This window comes from Nocardia sp. NPDC050718 (assembly GCF_040654235.1).
GTDB lineage: Bacteria > Actinomycetota > Actinomycetes > Mycobacteriales > Mycobacteriaceae > Nocardia.
The window spans coordinates 1,327,698-1,343,629 of sequence record NZ_JBFAHQ010000001.1 but is presented as its reverse complement, the minus strand read 5'-3'; the positions used below and the strand labels follow the sequence as shown (position 1 = coordinate 1,343,629).

Sequence of the window (15,932 nt, the reverse complement as noted above, 5' to 3'; positions counted from 1 at the left end):
CGACGACATGATGAGACATTCGTCATATAGTTCTCTCACCGATGAAGGGGTCAACGATGACCATCCTTGCTCGCGCACGTTCGGGTCGCACCGAACCGGCCGAATTCGACATCCGGGACTACGTCGACGGTTCGACCGCCTTCTGGGGCGCGACCGCCAACGTGATCATGCAACTGAGCCTCGCGCCCGTCGGCTACGGCGTCGCGGAATCCCGGGTCCACAGCGGCAGCATCATGAAGCACCCGGTGAAGAGAACCCGCACCACCCTGACCTATCTGTCGGTCGCGCTGATGGGCGACGACGCCGATCGCGCCGCCTACCGCACCGCGATCAACGGCGCGCACAAGTACGTGCACTCCACCGCGGACAGCCCGGTGAAGTACAACGCCTTCGACCGGAAACTCCAGCTGTGGGTGGCCGCCTGTCTGTACTGGGGCGCGGTCGACGTGATGGCCCGCATCTACGGCCCCACCGACGACGACATCGCCGACACCTTCTACGAATACGCCCACCACCTCGGCACCACCTTGCAGGTGCCCAGGGAGATGTGGCCCGCCGACCGCGCCGCCTTCGACGCCTACTGGACCGAGCATCTGCCCCAGGCCCACATCGACGCCACGATCAAGGCCTACTTCGACGACCTGCTCGATCTGAAGATGGTCAGCCCGGCCCTGCGGCTGCCGTTCGCCCGGTTCCACCGCTGGTTCACCACCGGCCTGCTCCCCGCCCACCTCCGCGACGAGATGGGCATGACCTGGACCGAGCGCGACGAACGCGCCCTCAATCGCCTGATGCGCGCAGGCGGCAAGGTGACGGGCAGGCTGCCGCGGGTGGTCCGCAACTTCCCGTTCAACCTCACCCTCGCCGACATGCGCCGTCGACAGCGCCGGGGTAAGCCGCTGATCTGACCGGTCCTGCCGCGCGCCTTCCGCGCCGACCTGCGACGTTCGGGTTTCATACCCACGATCGGATCGCCGTCGCACAGAACCGGAGGACGCTCATGAGCAGGCGAACAGTGATGTGGTGCGTGGCGGCGGCCGCCGCCGGTCTGGTGATCGGCGCGCCCGCCGCCAACGCCGACGAGGACCCGGCCACGGTGCCGTCCCGGACGGCGCTGTCGGTGCGGACTCCCGGCGGATTCGCCTGGGGGACAGCCAACGAGCACGAAACGCGGTCGGCGCTGTCGATGTCGAAGCTCTACATCGTCGACTACGCGCTGCGCCACGGCGACGGCGCGCCGGAGGACCGCGCGCTGGCCGAACGGATGATCCGCGACTCCGACGACGGCGCCGCCACCCAGCTGGCGAACAAGTATCCCCAGGCCATCGAGGCCACGGCGAGCGAATACGGGCTGCGCGCGACCCACGGCACCGCCGACTGGGGCCGCTCCAGCACGAGCACCGCCGATCTCACCGAGTTCCTGGTCACCAAGCAGCGCACCGATCCCGGCTCGCCGATCTTCGGGTGGATGTCGGGCGCGAGCAACACCGCCGCCGACGGCACACCCCAGAACTGGGGCACCGCCCAGCTGCCGGGGGTGCAGGGCAGCAAGTGGGGCTGGTCGGACCTGGATGCCCCCGAGGTGGCGTCGGCGTCCTTCGGCACCGGGTTCTCGGTCGCCGCGCACACCTACGGCACCCCGGCCGAGCAGTCCGCCGACGTGCTCGACGCGCTGCCCGCGGTGATCCTGAAGCTGGTCAGCGGGCGCTAGTCCATGTGCGGGTAGCGGTAGTCGGTCGGCGGGACGAAGGTCTCCTTGAGCACGCGCGGGGCGACCCAGCGCAGCAGGTTCAGCGGGGAGCCCGCCTTGTCGTCGGTGCCGGAGGCCCTGGCACCGCCGAAGGGCTGCTGGCCGACCACCGCGCCGGTCGGCTTGTCGTTGACGTAGAAGTTGCCCGCCGCGTAGCGCAGTGCGGCGCTCGCCTTCTCGATCACCGCGCGGTCGCGGGCGAAGACCGCGCCGGTGAGCGCGTACGGCGAGGTCGAGTCGACCTCGGCCAGCAGGACGTCGAAGGCGTCGGGCGCGTCGTCGTCGTAGACGTACACCGACAGGATGGGCGCGAAGTACTCGGTGCGGAAGGCGTCGTCGTGCGGGTCGTCGGCGAGCAGCACCGTCGGGCGGACGAACCAGCCGACGCTGTCGTCGTAGGTGCCACCCGCGGCGATGGTGAGGCCCGCGTCCCTGGCGCGCTCGATGGCGGCGACGCCCTTGTCGTAGGCGCGCTGATCGATCAGCGCGCCACCGAAATTCGCGAGGTCGGCGACGTCACCGTAGGTCAGCTCCTCGACCGTGGCCAGGAACTTCTCCCCCATCGTCCGCCACAGCGAGCGCGGCACGTAGGCGCGCGAGGCGGCCGAGCACTTCTGGCCCTGGTATTCGAAGGCGCCACGAATCATGGCTGTGGACAACGCGTCCGGGTCCGCGGAGGGATGGGCGAGGATGAAGTCCTTGCCGCCGGTCTCCCCGACCAGGCGCGGATAGCTGTGGTAGCCCGCGATATTCGCGCCGACCTGCTGCCACAGGTAGCGGAAGGTCTTGGTCGAGCCGGTGAAGTGGATGCCGGCCAGGCGCGGGTCCGCGAGCGCGATCTCGGAGAGGTCCCGGCCGTGGCCGGTGACCAGGTTGATCACACCGGGCGGCAGCCCGGCGGCGACCAGGATCCGCATCGTGACCCAGGCCGCCAGGGTCTGCGACGAGGACGGCTTCCAGATCACCGTGTTGCCCATCAGCGCGGGCGCGGTGGGCAGATTGCCCGCGATGGCACTGAAATTGAACGGGGTGATCGCGTAGACGAAGCCCTCCAGCGGCCGGTAGTCCATCCGGTTCCAGACGCCGGGACCCGACTGTGGCTGCCCCTCGAGGATCTGGCGCGCGTAGGCGACATTGAACCGCCAGAAGTCGACCAGCTCGCACGGCGCGTCGATCTCGGCCTGCACCGCCGACTTGGACTGCCCGAGCATGGTGGCCGCGGCCACGGTCTCGCGCCACGGTCCCGACATCAGATCGGCGGCGCGCAGGAAGACCGCGGCCCGCTCGTCGAAGGACATCTCCCGCCACTGCGGCGCCGCGCGCACCGCGGCCTCGATCGCGTCGCTCGCCTCCTCGTGCGTGGTGTCGGTGTAGGTCCCCAGCACCAGCGACCGCCGGTGCGGCGCCACGATCCCGTGCCGCTCACCGTCCCCGCTCCGCTCCTGCCCGCCGATCAGCAGCGGCACGTCGACGCACTCCCCCGCGATCTCGGCCAGCCGCGCTCGCAGCCGCTCCCGCCCCGCCGTCCCCGGCGCGTACGACTGCGCCGGCTCGTTCGCGGGCACCGGAACCACCGTGACAGCGTCCATACCCCGAGGCTATCGCCGCGGCCCCAAGATCGCCCGGACCGAGATGTCGCCCGGCGCGTGGCGAGCTTCCACCGCTACAGCGGCGCCCACAGGTACCAGCCGAGCTGCGTCGATTCGAACGATCCGCCCGCCGCGGCGACCTCGACGACGACCGGCTGGCCCACGCCGTCGACGGCACGCCGCACCGCGAGGGTGAAGGGCTCACCGGCGCGCGGGCGCCAGGCCGTGACGGTGGCATTCGCGCCGAGCGCGGCCCCACGGGTGGTGGTGGGATCCGCCGTGGCGTGGCGACCGAGATAGGCGTCCGCGTCGGCGGCGGTGGCGTACTGGGTGTACCAGGAGGTGACACCGAGCGAGTCCGTGCAGGTGATCTGCCGGACCGGCACCGGATCACCGGGTTGCACGATCATCGCGCCCGTGGGGAAGCACTTCGAGTCCGACCACCCCGTGGCGGTCGGATCCTTGGGCAGCATCTGGGGGAAGTCGGAGACCAGCGAACTGTGCTCACCCCACGACGCGACGGGCGGCGGCGCGATCCGGCCCGGCCGCACGAACTTCCAGTAGACCGCGCCGATCCCGACCACCCCGACACCGCCCACCATGGCCAGCACGAGCAAGGTGACCGCGAGCGCGCGCCAGCGCGACGACACGGACTTGCGCGGCGGAGCGGACCGCGTACCCGGACGCGGGGCGTAGCCGGGTGGCGGCGCGTGCCAACCGGGGCCGCCCGCGATCGGAAGCTGCGGCGCCGAGGGTGGCGGCGCCACAAGCGTCGCCATCGAACTCGACTCCGGCTGCGTGCCGGGCCGCGGCGCCGGGTGGCTCGAACCGGGTGCGCTCGGCCCCTTGTGGCCAGAGCCGGGTGCGCTCGGGCCCTGGTGCGATGCCTGCTCACCATGCCCGGACGGCGTGAATGCCGTCGGCACTTGCTGATTCGGAGCGGGCGGCGTCTGTGCGTTCCGCGGCGACGGCTGCGTGGGCGAGGCGGTCGCGCCGCCGAGCGCGTCCACCGCCGCCTTGGCGAATTCCGCACAGCTGTCGAATCGTTCGGCCGGGTCCTTGGCCAGCGCGCGGGCGATCACCGCATCGACACCTGGCGGCAAGGACGGAACCGTCGCGGACGCACGCGGCACCGGCTTGCTCAGATGCGCGGCGACCACCGCGCCGGGATTGTCGGCGGGGAACGGACTTTCGCCGGTGAGCAGGGTGAACAGGGTGCACCCGAGGGAGTACTGGTCGGAGCGGTGATCGACGGACGCGCCGGAGAGCTGTTCCGGCGAGGCGTAGGCCAGGGTCGCCAGGAACGCGCCGGTCCGGGTGAGCTGGCGGGCGTCGCCGCGCAGGCGGGCGATGCCGAAGTCGGTGAGCAGCACGCGGTCGCCGGCACGGGCCGCGGCCAGCAAGATGTTTGCGGGCTTCACATCCCGGTGCAGCACACCGCGCTCGTGGGCGTAGTCCAGCGCCTCGGCGGTCTGGGCGACGATGCCGACCGCACGGGCGGGGTCGAGTGCCGCGCCGCGGAACACCGACGCGTCGGTGCCGTCGACGTACTGCATGGAGATCCACATCAGCCCGTCCTCGACACCGCGGTCGAGCACCGACACGATGCCGGGATGGTCCAGGTGCGCCGAGACATCGGCCTCGCGTTCGAACCGGCCACGCACCTCCGGGTCCGAGGACAGTTCGCGATTCAGCAGTTTCAGCGCCACCTGGCGCGGCAGCCGCGGGTGCGCCGCCAGGTAGACGGTCCCCATCCCACCCCGGCCGAGCAACCGTTCGATCCGATACCCGGCGAACACCGAGCCCGCGCCGAATTCCACCCCGTGCATCCGTGACGAGCCTTTCGATCCCATACCGCTCCGACTGCCGGACCCTAGCCGATCCGGCAGCCGGAACGCGAGATCAGCGCAGATCGTCGGCGATGATCCGCTCGATATTGCGCTCGGCCAGCGCGGTGATGGTGACGAAGGGATTCACGCTGGTGTTGCCGGGGATCAGCGCGCCGTCGATGACGTAGAGACCCGGGTAGCCGTGCAGGCGACCGTAGTTGTCGGTGGCCTCGTTGAGCACGCAACCGCCCAGCGGGTGGTAGGTGAAGTCGTCACCCCAGGTCTTGTAGACGCCGAACAGATCGGTCCGGTAGATCGTGCCCTCCTTCTTGTTGATCTTGTCGAAGATCCGCTTGGCGGCGTCGATCGAGGACTGGTTCCAGGCGGTCTGCCAGTTCAGATCCACCTTGCCGGTGCCGGAGTTGAAGGTGAACTTGCCCCGGTTCGGGTTCTTCGTGATCGCCAGGTACAGGCTGACATAGGTCTCGATCCCGGACGGGAACGGCGCGACCTCGGCGAAGGCCGGACCGCCCGCGTCGGCCCAGTTGTCGATGCCGAGGCACGGCATCGCCGACTGGAGGCTGCCGGTGGCGTCCCACATGTGATTGGCCCGCCCGACCATGACATTGCCGTTGTTGCCCCACTTCTGGCCCACCGCGTCGGACAGATTGCGCAGCTGCCCTTTGGCTTTCATCGCGACCAGCAGCTTGCTGGTGCCGACGCTGCCCGCCGCGAAGAAGACCCGGTCCGCGGTCACCTTCTTGGTCGAGGTGGTCCGGCCCTGCGTATCGATCACCGCCATCTCGACCTCGTATCCGCTGCCGCTGGGCGTGACCGAGGTGACCATGTGCTGGGCGGCGATGGTCACCTTGCCGGTGCCGGTGGCCGCCGCCAGGTAGGTCTTGTCCAGCGAGCGTTTGCCCGCGTTGTTGCCGTAGATCACCTCGCCCGCGAGCGCGGACCGGCGCACCGTGTTCGCCTGCTCCTTCTTCATGTACTCGAAGTCGTAGACGTTGGGCACGAAAGTCCAGCCGAATCCGGATCTTTCGGCATGTTTGCGGCCGACGCGCGCGAACTGGTAGCACTCGGCCGATTCGAACCAGTTCTGGTCGATGGTGTTCACCCCGAGCGCGCTGTTGGCGCGCGGGTAGTAGGTGGCGTACATCTCGTCGGCGTTCACCGAGGGCAGGATGGCGCCGAAGTTCTCCCGCTTCGGCGTCACCGCCATGCCGCCGTTGACCAGCGAGCCGCCACCGACGCCACGCCCCTGGTAGACCCGGATGCCGCCGAAGCCCTCGGAGTCGAGCACGCCGGTGTAGCGGTCGATGTCCTTGTTGTAGGACCCGCCCATGAAGTACCCGACCGGCTGATCGGTGGTGTCGCGCAGCCAGTAGGAGCGGCCGTCGGGTTTCAGGACCGGACAGAAGATGTCGCCGTCGGGCCCCGGCTTGGTCCAGGACATGCCCATCTCGGCGACGAGGACGTCGACACCCGCCTGGGCCAGGCGCAGCGCGGCGACCGAGCCGCCGTAGCCGCTGCCGATCACCAGGGCGGGCACCTTGTCGCCGTCGGCCGCGGGCGCCGCCGCGGCGACAGCGCGACTCGCCAGCGCGGCCGCGCCTAGCGTGAAACCTGTTGCAGCTAGGAACCCGCGGCGCGAAATGCCCCGGGTGTATTGGTACTGACCTGGCTTTTCATACAAGAATTCACGCACAGAGAGGCTCCTCATCGAGACTGCAATGAGAACCTGTTATACCGAGACTTGCACTGAAACGAACGCGTTTCGAACAAACGAAACCCCGGACACCACGGTGCCCGGGGTTTGCGGAGGCGGTGCTTCAGGCCAGGCGTTCGGCCGCGGCGGCCACCCGTTCGTCGGTCGCGGTGAGCGCGATCCGCACGTGCTCCGGCGAGCGCGGACCGTAGAAATCACCGGGCGCGGCGAGGATTCCACGCTCGGCCAGCCAGTCCAGGGTGCGTCGGCACGCCTCGCCGCGGGTGGCCCACAGGTACAGTCCCGCGTCGGAGTAGTCGATCCGGAAACCGGCCTCCTGCAATGCCTTTCGCAGGATCTCGCGACGCGCGCGGTAACGCTCGCGCTGGCGCGCCTCGTGCTCGTCGTCGGTCAGGGCGGCGGTCATCGCGGCCTGGATCGGGAACGGCAGCATCATGCCGGAGTGCTTACGCACCTCGAGCAGTTCGGCGACCAGTTCCGGGTCGCCCGCGACGAAGCCGGCGCGGTAGCTGGCGAGATTCGAGGTCTTCGACAGCGAGTGGATCGCCAGCAGGCCGGTGTGGTCGCCGTCGCACACGCGCGGGTCGAGGATCGAGACGGCCTCGCCCTCCCAGGTCAGGCCCAGGTAGCACTCGTCGGAGGCGACGACGGCCCCGCGCTCGCGCGCGAACGCGACCACCTTGCGCAGGTGCTCGATCCCGAGCACCTTGCCGGTCGGGTTCGACGGCGAGTTCACGAAGATCAGCGCGGGCTTCTGCGGTCCGATCTGGGTCAGACCGTCCGCGCGCCACGGCTTGGCGCCCGCCAGCAGCACGCCGACCTCGTAGGTCGGGTAGGCGATCTCGGGGATCACGACGAGATCGTCGGAGCCGAGCCCGAGCAGGCGCGGCAGCCCGGCTATGAGCTCCTTGGTGCCGATCACCGGCAGCACGGCGGCCGGGTCGACGCCGGTGATCCCGAACCGGCGCGCCATGGCCGCGACGGCGGCGGCGCGCAGCTCAGGGGTGCCGTGCGTGGTCGGGTACCCGGGGACCTCGGCGACCGATCGCAGCGCCTCCTGGATCAGCGGATCGACCGGGTCGACCGGCGTACCGACCGACAGGTCGACCAGCCCACCGGGGTGGGCGGCCGCCTTCTCCTTGACCGCGGCGATCGTGTCCCAGGGGAAATCCGGCAGCAGGCTGCTGACCCTCATTCTTCAGCCATGGGCGGCAGCGCCTTGATGAAGGCCGGGTCGAAGTCGACCTTGCCCACCTTGGTGGCGCCACCGGGGGAACCGAGCTCGTCGAAGAAGTCGACGTTGGCGTTGATGTAACCGCTCCACTGGTCCGGGGTGTCGTCCTCGTAGAAGATCGCCTCCACCGGGCAGACCGGCTCACACGCACCACAGTCAACGCACTCGTCGGGTTGGATGTAGAGCATGCGGCCACCCTCGTAGATGCAATCCACGGGGCATTCCTCGATGCACGCCTTGTCCTTCACGTCAACGCACGGTTCAGCGATGATGTACGGCACTGCCGTTCTCCTAGTCTGTCCTCACCTGCGGTGGTACTCCGCCACCGAAACCCTATCCCGAGACCGCACCTCAGTCCCAGGTCAGCCTGCCCTAACTCGCACTCTCGATCAGCCGATCACTCTTTACCTCCGGCGTATCGGACCCTAGATTCAGAACAGGATCTCGTTGTCGTCAGCGCAACGAAGGGAGCCGCCATGAGTACGGCGGAAGATCGTGCGGCCGCGCTTGATCTGGTAGCCCGGCTGAAATCCGCATATCCCGAACTTCCCGACGCGCCGCCGCCGGACCTCCTCGACCACGCGCGGCTGTGGGCCTATCTCAAGACCGACCACGATGTCGGCGGTGAACCCGACGCTGCGATCACCTACGAGAACAAACAGTACGAGGTCTGGGAGCACAACACCTATGTGATCTGCGAGGTACTCGCCTGGCGCGGGATCTGGCTGTCCGAGGAGCGGCGCCGGATCGGCAATGTCGACCTGGGCCGCACCATGTACCTCGGCCTGCCGTACTACGGCCGCTGGCTGCTCGCCGTCGCCCGGGTGCTGGTCGAGAAGCAGCACATCGGCCTGACCGAACTCAGTGAACGCCTGCTCGAGATCCAGGCGCGGTACGTGGACGGCCTGGGCGGGAAACCGCCGACCGCCCAGCCGAAGTTCGAGGGCGACGGCACGGGGGTCAGCCGCAACCGGCACCACCTCGCGGCGGTCGGCAAGGGCGATCCGCAGGTCTTCGCCGGGCAGGCGGGCGCGGCGGCCTTCGCGGTCGGCGACGCCGTGCGGGTCAGGGAACTGCCCGCGCTGTTCTACACCCGCACGCCGGAGTACGTGCGCGGCGCGGTCGGCCGGATCACCTCGCTGGCCTACGAGAGCCCGGCCCCCGAGGACGAGACGTGGGACCGGCACGACGCGACACCCGAGTGGTTCTACGTCGTCGAGTTCGAGCTCGCGCGCCTGTGGCACGGCTACACCGGCACCGCCGCCGACGTGCTGCGCACCGAGATCCCCGAACGCTGGCTCCAGGTGGCGTCATGACCGGCCACGAGCACGATCACGATCACGATCACGAGCGCACCGTGGCTCCCATGGTCGACGAGATCACCGATTTCGAGGTGCTCGAGATCGCGCTGCGCGAACTGTGCATCGAGAAGGGGATCTTCACCGCCGAGGAGCACCGGCGGTTCACCGAGTTCGCCGAACAGATCGGGCCGACGCCCGCGGTGCGCCTGGTGGCCAGGGCCTGGCTCGATCCCGATTTCCAGGCGCTGGCGCTGGCCGAGCCGATGACGGCGAGCAAGGCGGTGGGCGTGGACTGGCTGGAACCGACCGGTTTCGGCACGCCCAGCGACTTCACCGCGTTCTCCATCCTCGCCGACACCCCGACGCTGCACAACGTGATCGTGTGCGCGCTGTGCTCGTGCTACCCGCGCCCGATCCTGGGCAACTCGCCCGAGTGGTATCGCACGCCGAACTACCGGCGCCGCATGGTGCGCTGGCCGCGTCAGGTGCTCTCGGAGTTCGGGCTCACCCTGCCGCCGGAGGTCGCGGTGCGGGTGCACGATTCGAATCAGAAGCACCGGTTCATGGTGCTGCCGATGCGGCCCGACGGCACCGACGGGTGGACCGAGGATCAGCTCGCGGAGATCATCACCAGGGACTGCCTGATCGGCGTCGCGCTCCCGAAGCCGGGGGTGACCACCAATGTGATCACCGCGACCCGGCCCGCCATCCACCCGGCGACCTAGCGGAAGGCAGCGATGAGTACCCCACGCGAGATCGCGTCGTTGCGGGCGATCGTCGATCGCGACCAGGTGTGGCCCCGGATGGCCGCCCAGTACGGCGTGACCAATCCCCTGCCACCGTGGAAGTCCAGCCTGGACGGCCTCTGCGACGCGCTCGATCACGCCGCGTGCGCACCGGGCGGCCTGGACTTCCAAGCCAGACGCGACGACGAGGACACGCTGGCGGCGACCGTCTATCCCAGCCTGCCCTACCCCGAGAACCAGCTCGTCGCCCTGGCGCACTCGCTGGTGGCCCGGGGCGTCATCGACGAGACCGAGCTGGCGGAGCGCCTGATCAGGATTCGAGCCCGGCTCGAATCCTGATCCGCCCGTTCGGCATTCGCCGCGCTCAGCCGATCGTCAGCGGCAGCGCCACCGGCTTGGGCGGCACCGTGCCGTAGACGGTGGTGCGCTCGCGCACCGGCCGGTCGATGCCCGCGGCGATCTCGGTGAGTTCGGCGACGGTCTTGGCCGAGCCGTGCTGGGAGCCCGCCATCCGGGAGATGGTCTCCTCCATCAGGGTGCCGCCGAGGTCGTTGGCGCCGCCGGTGAGCATCATCTGGGTGCCGACGGTGCCGAGCTTGACCCAGCTGGTCTGGATGTTGTCGATGCGGCCGTGCAGCATGATCCGGGCCAGCGCGTGCACCGCGCGGTTGTCGCGGTTAGTCGGGCCCGGCCTGGCCGCGCCCGCCAGGTAGAGCGGGGCGCTCTGGTGGACGAACGGCAGCGGGACGAACTCGGTGAAGCCGCCGGTCTGGTCCTGGATGCCGCGCAGCACCCGCAGGTGACCCACCCAGTGCTTCGGGTTGTCGACGTGGCCGTACATCATCGTCGAGCTGGACCGGATGCCCAGCTGGTGCGCGGTGGTGATCACCTCGATCCAGGCCGAGGTGGGCAGCTTGCCCTTGGTGAGGACCCAGCGCACCTCGTCGTCGAGGATCTCGGCCGCGGTACCGGGAATCGAGTCGAGCCCGGCCTCCTTCAGCGCCGCCAGCCAATCGCGGATGCTCTGGCCGCCCCGGGAGGCGCCGTTGACGATCTCCATCGGGCTGAACGCGTGCACGTGCATCGACGGGACGCGGGCCTTGATCGCGCGGACCAGATCGGCGTACCCGGTGACCGGCAGCTCGGGGTCGATCCCGCCCTGCATGCAGATCTCGGTGGCCCCGTCGACGTGGGCCTCCCAGGCGCGGTCGGCGACCTCGTCGGTGCTCAGCGTGAACGCGTCGGCGTCGCCCTTGCGCTGGGCGAACGCGCAGAACCGGCAGCCGGTGTAGCAGATATTGGTGAAGTTGATGTTCCGGTTCACCACGTAGGTGACGTCGTCGCCGTTGACCGTGCGGCGCAGCGCGTCGGCCAGCGCCGCGATGGCGTCCAGGTTCACCCCGTCGGCGGTGGCCAGGGCGAGGTACTGGTCGTCGGTCAGGCCCGCCGGGTCGCGCTCGGCGGCGCGCAGGGCGTCGAGCACGTCCGAGTCGAGCCGTTCCGGCGCGGTGACGGCCAGGTCGCGGGCGTGTTCGCGGATGGTCTCCCAGTCGCCGAAGGCGCCGACGACCTCCTGGCCGAGCCCGGAATCGCTGCGGCTCTCGGTGTTTCGCCCCTCGGTGTCGATCGCGGTGTTCAGGTCGACGCGGCCGACCGAGTCCCACGATTCGTCGGGCTCCTGCCACGGCAGGCCGACCGGCAGCGCGTCGGGCCTGGCCAGGCCGGTCGCCGGATCGGTGAGCGCGGCGACGTGCGCGCCGATGCGCGGGTCGATCCACGGGTGGCCGGCGCGCACGTACTTCGGGTGCGCGGAGGTGCGCTCGACCAGGGTGTAGCCGGCCGCCTCGGTGATCTCGCGCAGGGTGTCCAGGTTCGGCCACGGGCGTTCGGGATTCACGTGGTCGACCGTCACCGGCGACACACCGCCCCAGTCGTCGATGCCCGCGTCGATCAGCGCGCGGCAATCGCTGTGCGAGACCAGGTTCGGCGGCGCCTGCACCGGAACATCCGGTCCGAGCAGCAGTCTCGTCACCGCGACGGTGGCCAGGAACTCCGCGACGTCGGCGTCGGGGACATCGCGCATGGCGGTGTCGTCCTTGGCGCGGAAGTTCTGCACGATCACTTCCTGGATGTGCCCGAACTCGCGGTGCTGCTTGCGAATCGCCATGATCGACTCGGCGCGCTCGGTGAGCGTCTCGCCGATGCCGACCAGGATGCCGGTGGTGTAGGGCACCGAGAGCCTGCCCGCGTCGGTGATCGAGCGCAGCCGCACCGCGGGATCCTTGTCGGGGCTGCCGTAGTGGCACTGCCCCTTCTCGGTGAACAGCCGCGTCGAGGTGGTCTCGAGCATCATGCCCATCGACTGCGCGACCGGCTTGAGCCGGGCGATCTCGGCCCAGCTCATCACGCCGGGGTTCAGATGCGGCAGCAGCCCGGTCTCCTCCAGCACCAGGATGGAGACGGCGCGCAGGTAGTCCAGGGTGGAGTCGTAGCCGCGCTCGTCGAGCCACTGCGCGGCCTCGGGCCAGCGGTCCTCGGGCCGGTCGCCCAGGGTGAACAGGGCCTCCTTGCAGCCGAGCGCGGCGCCCTCGCGGGCGATCGCGAGCACCTCGTCCGGTTCCAGGAACATGCCGTGGCCCTCGGCGCGCAGCTTGCCCGGCACGGTCACGAACGTGCAGTAGTGACACTTGTCCCGGCACAGCTTGGTGAGCGGGATGAAGACATTGCGCGAATAGCTGATCGTGCGGGGCCTGCCCGCCGATTCCAGGCCGGCGTCGCGGACCCGGGCCGCGCTGGCGCACAGATCGGCGAGATCGTCGCCGGTCGCGTGCAGCAGGACGGTCGCCTCGTCGACATTGAGGGTGACACCGTCGCGTGCCCGGCGCAGCGCCCGGCGCATGGCGGCGGGAGTCGGCGGCGGCAGGGGAACGCTCGGGTTCGGAAGCTCGGTCACCCCGTCGATCATGCGCTACTTCTTTCCGGAACGTGCGGTCGGCTGGTCACGGGCCCGGCTGGGCACGGGTTTGTCGTCCTCGTCGCACGACAACCCTCCGCACGACCCCGCATATTCCCGAGGGGGTGAACTCCCCGGCCGCGCATGGAACCATGGCTTCATGTCGCTGCCGCGCTCCACCATTCTGGCCGAACCGGCCTGGCGTCCGAGTTCCAAGGCCACGTTGCTGTGGGCGCTGGAGAACGCGATCGCGGTCGCGGTGCTGTGCGTGGTGCTCGTCGGGTGGGCGCTGCTCGACGACGACCATCGCGGATGGCAGCTGGTCGCGGCATTGGCCGTGGGCGCGCTCGCGGTGCTCGGCGTGGTCGTGGTGCCGCTGTGGCGGTACGCGGTGCACCGGTGGGAGGTCACCGACGAGGCCGTGTACACCCGGGTCGGGTGGCTGGATCAGGAGTCGCGGGTCGCACCGATCTCGCGGGTGCAGACCGTCGACACCGAGCGCGGACCGCTGGAGCGGATGCTCGGGCTGGCCACCGTCACCGTGACCACCGCGTCCTCGGCGGGGGCGGTGAAGATCAGCGCCCTGGATCTGCCGGTCGCCGAGCAGACCGTGGCCCGGCTGGCCGCCATCGCCGCCCAGCACCGCGGGGACGCCACGTGAGCACTCCGCCCGCGCCGCAGGCCGAGTGGCAGCGACTCGATCCACGCATGCTGATGGTGTATCCGATCAACGAGATCATGAAATACATTCCGGTGCTGCTCGGTTCGATCATCGTCGGCACCACCAGCGGCAATCCGCTGTGGAGCCTGATCCCGGTGACGCTGGTCGCCGGCTTCGGTGTCGCCCGCTGGTTCACCACCTCCTATCGGATCGATGCCGATCACGTGCAGCTGCGCAGCGGCATCGTGCAGCGGCGGACGCTGTCGGTGCCGCGTCCGCGGATCCGTTCGGTGGACGTGGAAGCGCCGCTGCTGCACCGCGCGCTCGGGCTGGCGGTGCTGGCGATCGGCACCGGCAAGCAGACCGACAAGGGCGAGGAGTTCAAGCTCGACGCGCTCGACACCCGCCGGATTCCGGCCCTGCGGGCCGAATTGCTCTCGCACACCGGGCAATTCCCCACCGACCAGCCGGGATCGCCGGGCGCGCCGCACGTCGCGCCGCACGACGCGGTCACCGAAGCCGGGGTCGAGATCGGGCACTGGCGGGCCGCGTGGGTGCGCTACGCGCCGCTGTCGCTGACCGGGCTGGCCGTGGTCGCGCCGATCGCGGGCATCGGCGCGCAATACGGGCTCATCGACATCCTCTCGGAGTCGCCCGCCGTGCAGCATCTCGACGACGACAGCCCGCCCATCGTCGCGATCGTGATCGTCGGGCTGTCGCTGTTCTCGGTGGCGCTGGTGAGCGTGGCCGCGTGCGCCCAGTACCTCGCGACCTGGTTCGGGCTCCGGGTGATCGACAACGGCGCCACCCTGCACCTGCGCCACGGCCTGTTCACCACCCGGCAGATCACCCTGGACCTGGCCCGGTTCCGCGGCGCGACGCTCAACGATCCGCTGCTGCTGCGCGCCGCCAGGGCCGCGCAGCTGGAGATGATCATGACCGGGGAGAACCCGCGGCAGAAGATCCTGCCGCAGGCGCCAAGGTCCGCGGTCGAGCGCACGCTCGACGAGCTGCTGCGCACCCGCCGCAAGCCGAACGCGCCGCTCGGCGCCGAACCGGCATCCGGTGGCGCGACCGGCACCGAACCGGCGAGCTCGGCCGATGCGCCCGCGTCGCTGACGAAACAGGCCGCACCGCAACCGATCACCGGCGCCGCGCTGAGCACGATCGAGCTGGTCCGGCACGGTCCGGCGGCGCATCGGCGGCGCTATTCCAAGGCCGCGTGGCCGGTCGGTGGGCTGGTCGTCGTCCTGATCGCCATCGCGCTGGTCAGCGGCCCGCTGCCGGGGTGGCTCTGGGGCCTGCCGGTGGTGTTCGCGGTGATCATGGCCGGGCTCGCCGAGGACCGCTACCGCAGCCTCGGCCATCGGGTGCTGCCCGGCAGCACCGGCCCCACCTGGCTGATCACCCGGCGCGGCAGCCTCGATCGCAATCGCGACTGCCTGGAAGCCCCCGGCATCATCGGCTGGACCATCCGCCGCACCTACTGGCAGCGGCGGGCCGGGCTGGCGACCGTGGTCGCCGCGACGGCGGCGGGCAAGAAGGCCTACCTGGTGGACGACATCCCGTTCGACCAGGCTGTCGCGCTCATCGAGGCCGTCACGCCCGGGGTGCAGGGCAGCCGCTGACCGGCCGTCACCGGTCAGCGATCACGCCGCACCCGCGGGTCGGCCCGAGTGTCGGCCCGCCGCCGCGCCCGCGCGCGGCGTAGCGTTCCGTACAGCGTGCTCTGTGCTGTGGACGGAGGCTGGTTGGTGTGGAGTTCACCGAGATCATCGAGACCGCGGGTCAGGCGCTCGACGGCGCGGGCGTCGCGGCGATCGTCATCGGCGGGCTCGTCGGCACCGTCAAGTTCGTCCGCGCGCTGGCAGGGCACACGGATTTCGACGTCGCCTATCGCGTCTACCGGCGCGGCCTCGGCCGGGCCATCCTGCTCGGGCTGGAATTCCTGGTCGCCGCCGACATCATCCGAACCGTCGCCATCGCACCGACTTTCACCAGCGTCGGGGTCCTGGCCCTGATCGTGCTGGTCCGGACGTTCCTCAGTTACTCACTCGAGCTGGAGCTCACGGGCCGATGGCCGTGGCAGCGGCCGCTCCCCGAGGACGCGGCGACCACGGCATCCTGATCGAGC

The 15,932-nt window shown here is 70.0% G+C and carries 14 protein-coding genes; 8 read left to right on the top strand and 6 right to left on the bottom strand.

Annotation, left to right across the window (positions count from 1 at the left end; translation table 11 throughout):
- Positions 1–56 precede the first annotated feature (56 nt).
- Together AB0H54_RS06260 and AB0H54_RS06255 are read left to right on the top strand one after the other, a co-directional pair.
- A complete protein-coding gene (locus AB0H54_RS06260) occupies positions 57–908 on the top strand; it encodes an oxygenase MpaB family protein (protein WP_357343169.1) in 852 nt (283 codons plus the stop codon).
- Positions 909–1,000: 92 nt separating this feature from the next.
- Positions 1,001–1,711, top strand: coding sequence for a hypothetical protein (locus AB0H54_RS06255; RefSeq protein WP_355276379.1), 711 nt, complete (start codon positions 1,001–1,003; stop codon positions 1,709–1,711).
- Here the strand turns inward: AB0H54_RS06255 and pruA are convergent.
- The 5 genes from pruA to fdxA form a co-directional block, all read right to left on the bottom strand.
- A complete protein-coding gene (gene pruA / locus AB0H54_RS06250) occupies positions 1,708–3,339 on the bottom strand; it encodes an L-glutamate gamma-semialdehyde dehydrogenase (RefSeq protein ID WP_357343166.1) in 1,632 nt (543 codons plus the stop codon). The genes AB0H54_RS06255 and pruA overlap by 4 nt on opposite strands.
- Positions 3,340–3,413: 74 nt before the next feature.
- Positions 3,414–5,168 (bottom strand): protein kinase, encoded by a 1,755-nt coding sequence (locus tag AB0H54_RS06245; protein WP_357343165.1) that lies wholly within the window; start codon positions 5,166–5,168, stop codon positions 3,414–3,416.
- 73 nt (positions 5,169–5,241) lie between these two features.
- On the bottom strand, positions 5,242–6,882 hold the full coding sequence (locus AB0H54_RS06240) for a GMC oxidoreductase (RefSeq protein ID WP_357343163.1): 1,641 nt from the start codon (positions 6,880–6,882) through the stop codon (positions 5,242–5,244).
- A 124-nt stretch (positions 6,883–7,006) separates the two neighbouring features.
- Positions 7,007–8,098, bottom strand: a complete 1,092-nt coding sequence (gene dapC / locus AB0H54_RS06235) for a succinyldiaminopimelate transaminase (protein WP_355276384.1) — start codon at positions 8,096–8,098, stop codon at positions 7,007–7,009.
- Positions 8,095–8,418, bottom strand: a complete 324-nt coding sequence (fdxA, locus tag AB0H54_RS06230) for a ferredoxin (protein WP_189026332.1) — start codon at positions 8,416–8,418, stop codon at positions 8,095–8,097. Before fdxA ends, dapC begins: the two co-directional genes overlap by 4 nt.
- A 195-nt stretch (positions 8,419–8,613) precedes the next feature.
- On the opposite strand from fdxA, the gene AB0H54_RS06225 reads away from it, so the two are divergent.
- From AB0H54_RS06225 to AB0H54_RS06215, 3 genes are read left to right on the top strand one after another with little or no spacing between them, the layout of a single operon-like run.
- Complete coding sequence (locus AB0H54_RS06225; protein ID WP_357343160.1) at positions 8,614–9,453, top strand: SH3-like domain-containing protein; 840 nt, start codon at positions 8,614–8,616, stop codon at positions 9,451–9,453.
- Entirely contained in the window at positions 9,450–10,163 is a 714-nt protein-coding gene (gene scnC, locus AB0H54_RS06220; protein ID WP_357343158.1) for a thiocyanate hydrolase subunit gamma, read from the top strand. The genes AB0H54_RS06225 and scnC overlap by 4 nt, the downstream gene beginning before the upstream one ends.
- A gap of 12 nt (positions 10,164–10,175) precedes the next feature.
- Positions 10,176–10,523, top strand: a complete 348-nt coding sequence (locus AB0H54_RS06215) for a thiocyanate hydrolase (RefSeq protein WP_357343156.1) — start codon at positions 10,176–10,178, stop codon at positions 10,521–10,523.
- A gap of 25 nt (positions 10,524–10,548) precedes the next feature.
- Here AB0H54_RS06215 and AB0H54_RS06210 read toward each other — a convergent pair whose 3' ends face one another.
- Positions 10,549–13,149 carry a bifunctional FO biosynthesis protein CofGH gene (locus tag AB0H54_RS06210; protein WP_357343154.1) on the bottom strand — a complete coding sequence of 867 codons (2,601 nt, stop codon included), beginning with the start codon at positions 13,147–13,149 and terminating at the stop codon, positions 10,549–10,551.
- A 148-nt stretch (positions 13,150–13,297) separates the two neighbouring features.
- Here AB0H54_RS06210 and AB0H54_RS06205 point away from each other — a divergent pair, with 148 nt between their 5' ends.
- The 3 genes from AB0H54_RS06205 (at position 13,298) to AB0H54_RS06195 (ending at position 15,926) form a co-directional block, all read left to right on the top strand.
- Positions 13,298–13,798: a PH domain-containing protein gene (locus AB0H54_RS06205; protein ID WP_357343152.1), complete on the top strand. Its 501-nt coding sequence runs from the start codon at positions 13,298–13,300 to the stop codon at positions 13,796–13,798.
- Positions 13,795–15,426: a PH domain-containing protein gene (locus AB0H54_RS06200; RefSeq protein ID WP_357343150.1), complete on the top strand. Its 1,632-nt coding sequence runs from the start codon at positions 13,795–13,797 to the stop codon at positions 15,424–15,426. Before AB0H54_RS06205 ends, AB0H54_RS06200 begins: the two co-directional genes overlap by 4 nt.
- A gap of 128 nt (positions 15,427–15,554) precedes the next feature.
- Entirely contained in the window at positions 15,555–15,926 is a 372-nt protein-coding gene (locus tag AB0H54_RS06195; protein WP_357343148.1) for a DUF1622 domain-containing protein, read from the top strand.
- Positions 15,927–15,932: the final 6 nt, after the last annotated feature.

Bases quoted from the DNA above. Each gene is read 5' to 3' on its own strand.
- AB0H54_RS06215 (WP_357343156.1), top strand. From the start codon at position 10,176: ATGAGTACCCCACGCGAGATCGCGTCGTTGCGGGCGATCGTCGATCGC.
- pruA (WP_357343166.1), bottom strand. From the start codon at position 3,339: ATGGACGCTGTCACGGTGGTTCCGGTGCCCGCGAACGAGCCGGCGCAG.
- AB0H54_RS06225 (WP_357343160.1), top strand. From the start codon at position 8,614: ATGAGTACGGCGGAAGATCGTGCGGCCGCGCTTGATCTGGTAGCCCGG.
- scnC (WP_357343158.1), top strand. From the start codon at position 9,450: ATGACCGGCCACGAGCACGATCACGATCACGATCACGAGCGCACCGTG.
- AB0H54_RS06260 (WP_357343169.1), top strand. From the start codon at position 57: ATGACCATCCTTGCTCGCGCACGTTCGGGTCGCACCGAACCGGCCGAA.
- AB0H54_RS06255 (WP_355276379.1), top strand. From the start codon at position 1,001: ATGAGCAGGCGAACAGTGATGTGGTGCGTGGCGGCGGCCGCCGCCGGT.
- AB0H54_RS06205 (WP_357343152.1), top strand. From the start codon at position 13,298: ATGTCGCTGCCGCGCTCCACCATTCTGGCCGAACCGGCCTGGCGTCCG.
- dapC (WP_355276384.1), bottom strand. From the start codon at position 8,098: ATGAGGGTCAGCAGCCTGCTGCCGGATTTCCCCTGGGACACGATCGCC.
- AB0H54_RS06245 (WP_357343165.1), bottom strand. From the start codon at position 5,168: ATGCACGGGGTGGAATTCGGCGCGGGCTCGGTGTTCGCCGGGTATCGG.
- AB0H54_RS06210 (WP_357343154.1), bottom strand. From the start codon at position 13,149: ATGATCGACGGGGTGACCGAGCTTCCGAACCCGAGCGTTCCCCTGCCG.